Genomic DNA, 5,615 nt, shown 5'->3' on the forward strand with positions numbered 1-5,615 from the left:
CGTCCTGCCGGGTTGCCCACGGATTCAAGCCTGCGTTCGGCCAGCGTGGTTTAACGGGGCGCCTGAGATCAAAAGCAGATCAAGATCAAGGGCGGCTCGCTGCGCATCGTGGTTAGCGTTGTGTCGATACCCATGGCTGCGCATCGCCCTCTGTAGGAGCGAGCTTGCTCGCGAAAAACGTCAACGATAAAGCGGGCTTCCTGAATAAACGCGGTGCCAGTGAGTTTTTCGCGAGCAAGCTCGCTCCTACGGGCATTAGGCTTTTGCCGGGCCGTTGCCGATCTGCCAGACGAACGGTGGCTCGGTGCCATTGATTACCCAGTCGCCGACGATCCGTGCCTTGTAGATCAGCGGGTTGTGCGATGACACGGTTCGCGCATTGCGCCAGTGCCGGTCCAGGGCTTTGCCCTGGCGCACATCGGAGGCTCCCAGGGCGTTGAACAGTTGGCTGGTGGCTCGCTGGATCAATTCTGACACCACCACTTGGGCTGTCGCGGATTCGATTTCGGCGGCGACGTTGGCTTTGCGTTCTGCCGCGTTATCGCCACCGAAGCGGGCCAGGTAGGCCTGTTGCGCCGGCAGTGCGGCCTGCAATGCGCTGGCGCGGGCTGCGTAGACGAGCGCGGCGACTTCGCCTACCACTTGTTGTACCTGCGCGTCCTGGCTGACATGCGGGGCGTTGCCGTGGCTGTAGATGCGTTTGCGCGTGCGTACCTGATGGGCCACGTCGTTGAGCGCCGCGTGGCCGATGCCGGCCAGGGTGGCGAGCAGTACCAGTTGATAGAACGCGGTCTGGTATTTGAAGCGGGTGGCAAAGTCGATCACGTTTTGCCCTTCGACCACGGCATCGGTAAAGCGCGTGGTGCCGCTGCCGGTGGTGCGTTGACCGAAGCCGTCCCAGTCATCGCTTTGCACCACCCCGGGCTGGCGCGTGCGGGTGGCGGCGATGACGTCGGCGCCGGTGTCGCTGCGCTGGGCGTATACATCGATCCAGTCGGAAAACAGGCTGCCGGTGCTGTAGAACTTTTCACCGTTGAGTGTCCAGTCGTCGCCGTTGGGGCTGACCTGGGTGACCACGTCGCCGATAGCGACATTGCCGATTTCGGTCCAGGCGCAGCCGACGATGTCGCCGTCGACAAAGCGCTTGAACCATACCTCGCGCGCCGCGCCCGGCGGCGCATTCAGGCGGTCTTCGGCGAACGCAAAATGCCCGCGCAGGGCCTGGGGCACATTGGAGTCGGCGGCGGCGAGTTCGATCAACAGTTCGAACAGCTGCGGCAGCGACGCGCCGCCGCCGCCATATTCCACCGGCACGCGTACCGCGCCAAAACCGGCTTCCTTCAACCAGCGGATCGGCTCATGGGGCAGGGTGCGGCTGTGTTCGCGTTCCACCGCGCCGTCGGCGATGCGCTGGAAGATGGGACGGAAACGTTCGGCCAGGGCGGGGTAGTCGACGCCGATGGACAGCGGGTTGATGACGTGTTGCTCGGTCATGGGTGCGGCTCCTGGGCTGTGATCAAGTCCCTGGGTGTTTGCACAGTCCGTGCCGGGCGCGGCGGCCCGTGTTTACGGCGCGAGGAGGCCAGCCGCTGTTGCTCCAGCAACAGCGTTTGCACAAAATGCAGTGTTGCATGACAGTCGCGGCGCCTTGCGTAACCCCGAGGTTTCGCGCCACAACCCGCAAGGGCAGGGCATGTACCCATAGCTGGCACGCTTGCTGCTCAAGTCCTCCTACATTCCTTTGTGCGAGGTACCTCCAATGAGTCAACACGCCGTGAAATTTGCCTATTGGGTGCCCAACGTCAGCGGTGGGCTGGTGGTCAGCAAGATCGAGCAGCGCACCCACTGGGGCATCGACTACAACCGTAAACTGGCGCAACTGGCAGAAGCCGCCGGCTTTGAATATGGCCTGACCCAGATTCGTTTCACCGCCGGCTACGGCGCGGAAAACCAGCACGAGTCAGTGGCGTTCAGCCACGCGTTGCTCGCGGCGACCACCACCCTCAAGGTGATTGCGGCGATCCTGCCGGGTCCCTGGCAACCGGCGCTGGCGGCCAAGCAGTTGGCGACCATCGACCAGCTCACCAACGGCCGCATCGCGGTGAATATCGTCAGTGGCTGGTTCAAGGGCGAGTTCCAGGCCATCGGCGAACCGTGGCTGGAGCACGATGAGCGCTATCGTCGCTCCGAAGAATTCATTCGCGCCTTGAAAGGTGTGTGGACCCAGGACGACTTCACCTTCAAGGGTGACTTTTACCGTTTCAACAATTACACCCTCAGGCCCAAGCCTCTGGGCCAGCCCGAAGTGTTCCAGGGCGGCAGTTCAAGGGCCGCGCGCGACATGGCGGCGCGAGTGTCGGACTGGTACTTCACCAACGGCAACACCCCCGAAGGCATCAAGGCCCAGGTCGACGATATCCGTGCCAAGGCCGCCGCCAATAATCATTCGGTAAAGATCGGCGTCAACGCCTTCGTGATCGCTCGCGACACTGAAGAAGAAGCGCGGGCCGTGCTGGCGGACATCATCGACAAGGCCGACCCGGAAGCGGTCAATGCTTTTGGCGATGCCGCCAGGCAGGCCGGCAAGGCGTCACCGGAAGGCGAGGGCAACTGGGCCAAGTCCAGTTTTGAAGACCTGGTGCAGTACAACGACGGCTTCAAGACCAACCTGATCGGCACCCCGCAGCAGATTGCCGAGCGCATCGTCGCGCTCAAGGCGGTGGGCGTGGACCTGGTGCTGGCCGGCTTCCTGCACTTCCAGGAAGAAGTGGAATATTTCGGCAAACGCGTGTTGCCGCTGGTGCGTGAGCTGGAAGCCGAGGCCTCCGTCAAGCAGGTGGCCTGACCCGACTGATCGTTCCCACGCTCTGCGTGGGAATGCATCCTGTGACGCTCTGCGTCACGACTTCAAGAGCGGACGCAGAGCATCCAGGGCGGCATTCCCACGCGGAGCGTGGGAACGATCGGGTCAGGCGGTCGGTTGCAGGGTCAACACCTCAAACCCATCCGCCGTCACCGCGACGGTATGTTCCCATTGCGCCGACAGGCTGTTGTCTTTGGTCACCACCGTCCAGCCATCCTTGAGGCTGCGCACTTTGGCGCTGCCCTGGTTGAGCATCGGCTCGATGGTGAACACCATGCCTTCGCGCAGTTCCAGCCCGGTGCCGGGACGGCCGAAGTGCAGGATCTGCGGCTCTTCGTGCATTTCCCGGCCAATGCCGTGGCCGCAGTATTCACGCACCACGCTGTAGCCGTTGGCCTGCGCATGGCATTGGATCGCATGGCCGATGTCACCCAGGCGCGCGCCGGGCTTGACCTGGCGGATGCCGGCCCACATCGCTTCGAAGGTCATTTCTACCAGGCGTCGCGCCTTGGGCGTCACCGTGCCGATCATGTACATCTTGCTGGAGTCGGCGATAAAGCCGCCTTTTTCCAGGGTGATGTCGATGTTGATGATGTCGCCATCCTTAAGGATTTGCTTCGCGCTGGGCATGCCGTGACACACCACTTCATTGATCGATGTATTGATGCTGAAGGGGTAGTCATATTGCCCGAGGCTGGCCGGGCGGGCCTGCAACGTCTGGCGGATGAAGGTTTCGACGGCGCTGTCCAGCTCCAGGGTGGAGCGACCGGCGGCGACGAAACCGTCGAGCATGCTGAACACCTGGGCCAGCAGGCGCCCGGACTCGCGCATCAGCGCAAGCTGTTGCGGCGTCTTGATCATTGGCTGCGCCCCCTGATCAGGTCAGGTTTGTCCAGCAACAGTTTGTTGATCAGGTCGTTGTAGGGCAACTGAGGATTGAGCTCGGCAAGCAGGCCGATCTTGATCCAGAACTCGGCCTGGGCGTTGATGGAACGGTCCATCGCGGCGCTGGCCAGGCGCAGTTGTTCGTGCAGTTGGTCGGTGATCTTGACGATGCCCATAAGCTTCACTGTGGAGGATTTATATACGAAGCGTATATATTTCGTATGCTTTTCGAAAGCTCCGCTCGACGGCTGGTTGAGTGGCTGATTGTTTGCCACATGTTGCTGAAAAATCGACCACGCCTGTTGCGCCCGATCTGAGACTGACGGTTAAACGTTTAATCGGCGCGGTTCGACGATGATGTGAACTGTCGGATGTACGGCGTATAAGCAAGCGCTGAGCTTATGAAGAAAGGTTACAACCGCAGTGGATTTTGCCGAGTAGGCTCATTAGTTGAAGGCGTCTTCCAAGGCCGGCAAGACGTGGCGGGCAAGTGCCTGCCGGACCCTATAAAAACTGTTGGCAGTCTCAAACAAGGAGAGGTTGGCCATGCTTTCTGAACTCGAGCTTCGCAGCATTATTGAAGGAAGTTTCCTGCCCAAGCGGTGTGAGTGCACCAAAGCCGAAGATGCGTCGCTGACGATCAAGGTGTACGACGACCGCGACCGTGATCGCGTGGAGTTGGAGGTCAAAGGCATCAGCGCCGACAAACTCGACAGCAGTCGCGCCATTTGCAACCTCATCGCCGGGCTGCGTGAAGACCTCAAGCAGGCGCACACGCCGGTCCTGCAGCGAGCAGGAGGGCGTGGTTTTTAAGCGTGCGCCCGGCCCTGCGTTGACGTGGAGGCCTGTATTGACCAGGCCTCCTGCCGTTCACCAGCTCAGGCGTACCCCGGCGTTGCCGCCCACACCCTTCTGGGCATTACCGTCCATATCAGTGGTGTAGTCCGCCGCCAGGTAAACACTCACCGCCGGCGACAAGTGGGCGACGACCCCTACGCCGACATCGGCGGTGGACGACTTGTGATCGCTCTTGATGCGGTCCACATCGTCGTAAGTCACCGTGTCGCTGCCGCCGAACGTGCGCCAGGCGTTGACGCGCACATAAGGTTCGACGGGCATATTGCCCACCCGATAGCGACCCTTGACGCGGGCACCCAGACGTCCGGTCCAGTAGGCCTGGGAGTCGAACGACACCTTGGAAATACCGTCATGCTGGCTGTCCAGGTCGATGGTCTGGCGGATCATCTGGAGCTGGGGCTCCATCACCCAATGTTCGGAAACGCTGATGGGATAACCCGCTTCAGCGGAGAGTGCCAGGGCATCGCCCTTGGTGTTCACCTTTACGCCGCGGTCGGACGTGTTGTCGCCGTCCAGGCGTGTGCCCATGGCCACCAGGTCGATGTACCAACCCTTGGGGTCGGTCAGCGTCCAGTAGGCGCCAAAGTTATCACCGTCGAGTTTGATCCGCCCGGAGCGCCGGTCCTGAAAGCCTTCGGCGAACCCTTTCACGTCGCCGCGCAAGCGACTCTGCCCGATGAACAGGCCGACACGTTGCAGTTGCCCGCCGCCGGTTTGCCCAGCGTAGAGGTCATGCCCTACCTGATAGCCCTTGACGCTGCCGTCGAAGCTTGGCAACACGGTGCCCGACCAGCTCTTGTTCAGATCCCCGCCATAGGCACGCGCCCAGCCGGCCGCAACCGCGCCCGTTTCAGTGAGCAGGCTTTGCTCGCCCTGGCGCTCATGAAAGGTGCCGAGGGCCATCCGGGTCATGATTTGTGCGGCCGGGACCACCACCGAGTACACCGGCACCTCCAGGCGATACAGCGGGATGGGCTCTGCACCGACCACGGCCGTTGGCAGCGCCGGG

General features: G+C 61.9%; 6 protein-coding genes. 2 read left to right on the plus strand and 4 right to left on the minus strand.

Annotated features, from left to right (window positions below; genetic code table 11):
• Window positions 1–255: 255 nt before the first annotated feature.
• Entirely contained in the window at window positions 256–1,494 is a 1,239-nt protein-coding gene (locus BFP96_RS21585; RefSeq protein WP_065936980.1) for an acyl-CoA dehydrogenase family protein, read from the minus strand.
• A 265-nt stretch (window positions 1,495–1,759) separates the two neighbouring features.
• Between BFP96_RS21585 and sfnG the strand changes: the two genes are divergently transcribed.
• Complete coding sequence (sfnG, locus tag BFP96_RS21590) at window positions 1,760–2,845, plus strand: dimethylsulfone monooxygenase SfnG (RefSeq protein WP_065893171.1); 1,086 nt, start codon at window positions 1,760–1,762, stop codon at window positions 2,843–2,845.
• 123 nt (window positions 2,846–2,968) lie between these two features.
• Here sfnG and map read toward each other — a convergent pair whose 3' ends face one another.
• On the minus strand, window positions 2,969–3,724 hold the full coding sequence (gene map / locus BFP96_RS21595; protein WP_065936981.1) for a type I methionyl aminopeptidase: 756 nt from the start codon (window positions 3,722–3,724) through the stop codon (window positions 2,969–2,971).
• Entirely contained in the window at window positions 3,721–3,924 is a 204-nt protein-coding gene (locus tag BFP96_RS21600; protein ID WP_065887356.1) for a ParD-like family protein, read from the minus strand. The genes map and BFP96_RS21600 overlap by 4 nt, the downstream gene beginning before the upstream one ends.
• Before the next feature lie 370 nt (window positions 3,925–4,294).
• Here BFP96_RS21600 and BFP96_RS21605 point away from each other — a divergent pair, with 370 nt between their 5' ends.
• A complete protein-coding gene (locus BFP96_RS21605) occupies window positions 4,295–4,561 on the plus strand; it encodes a DUF1652 domain-containing protein (RefSeq protein WP_065887355.1) in 267 nt (88 codons plus the stop codon).
• A 57-nt stretch (window positions 4,562–4,618) separates the two neighbouring features.
• On the opposite strand, the gene BFP96_RS21610 is transcribed toward BFP96_RS21605, so the two are convergent.
• Window positions 4,619–5,615: autotransporter family protein (locus tag BFP96_RS21610; RefSeq protein WP_139113432.1), on the minus strand; the 997-nt coding region annotated here is incomplete at its 5' end.

It is taken from the genome of Pseudomonas sp. 34 E 7 (assembly GCF_900005715.1).
Lineage (GTDB): Bacteria > Pseudomonadota > Gammaproteobacteria > Pseudomonadales > Pseudomonadaceae > Aquipseudomonas > Aquipseudomonas orientalis_A.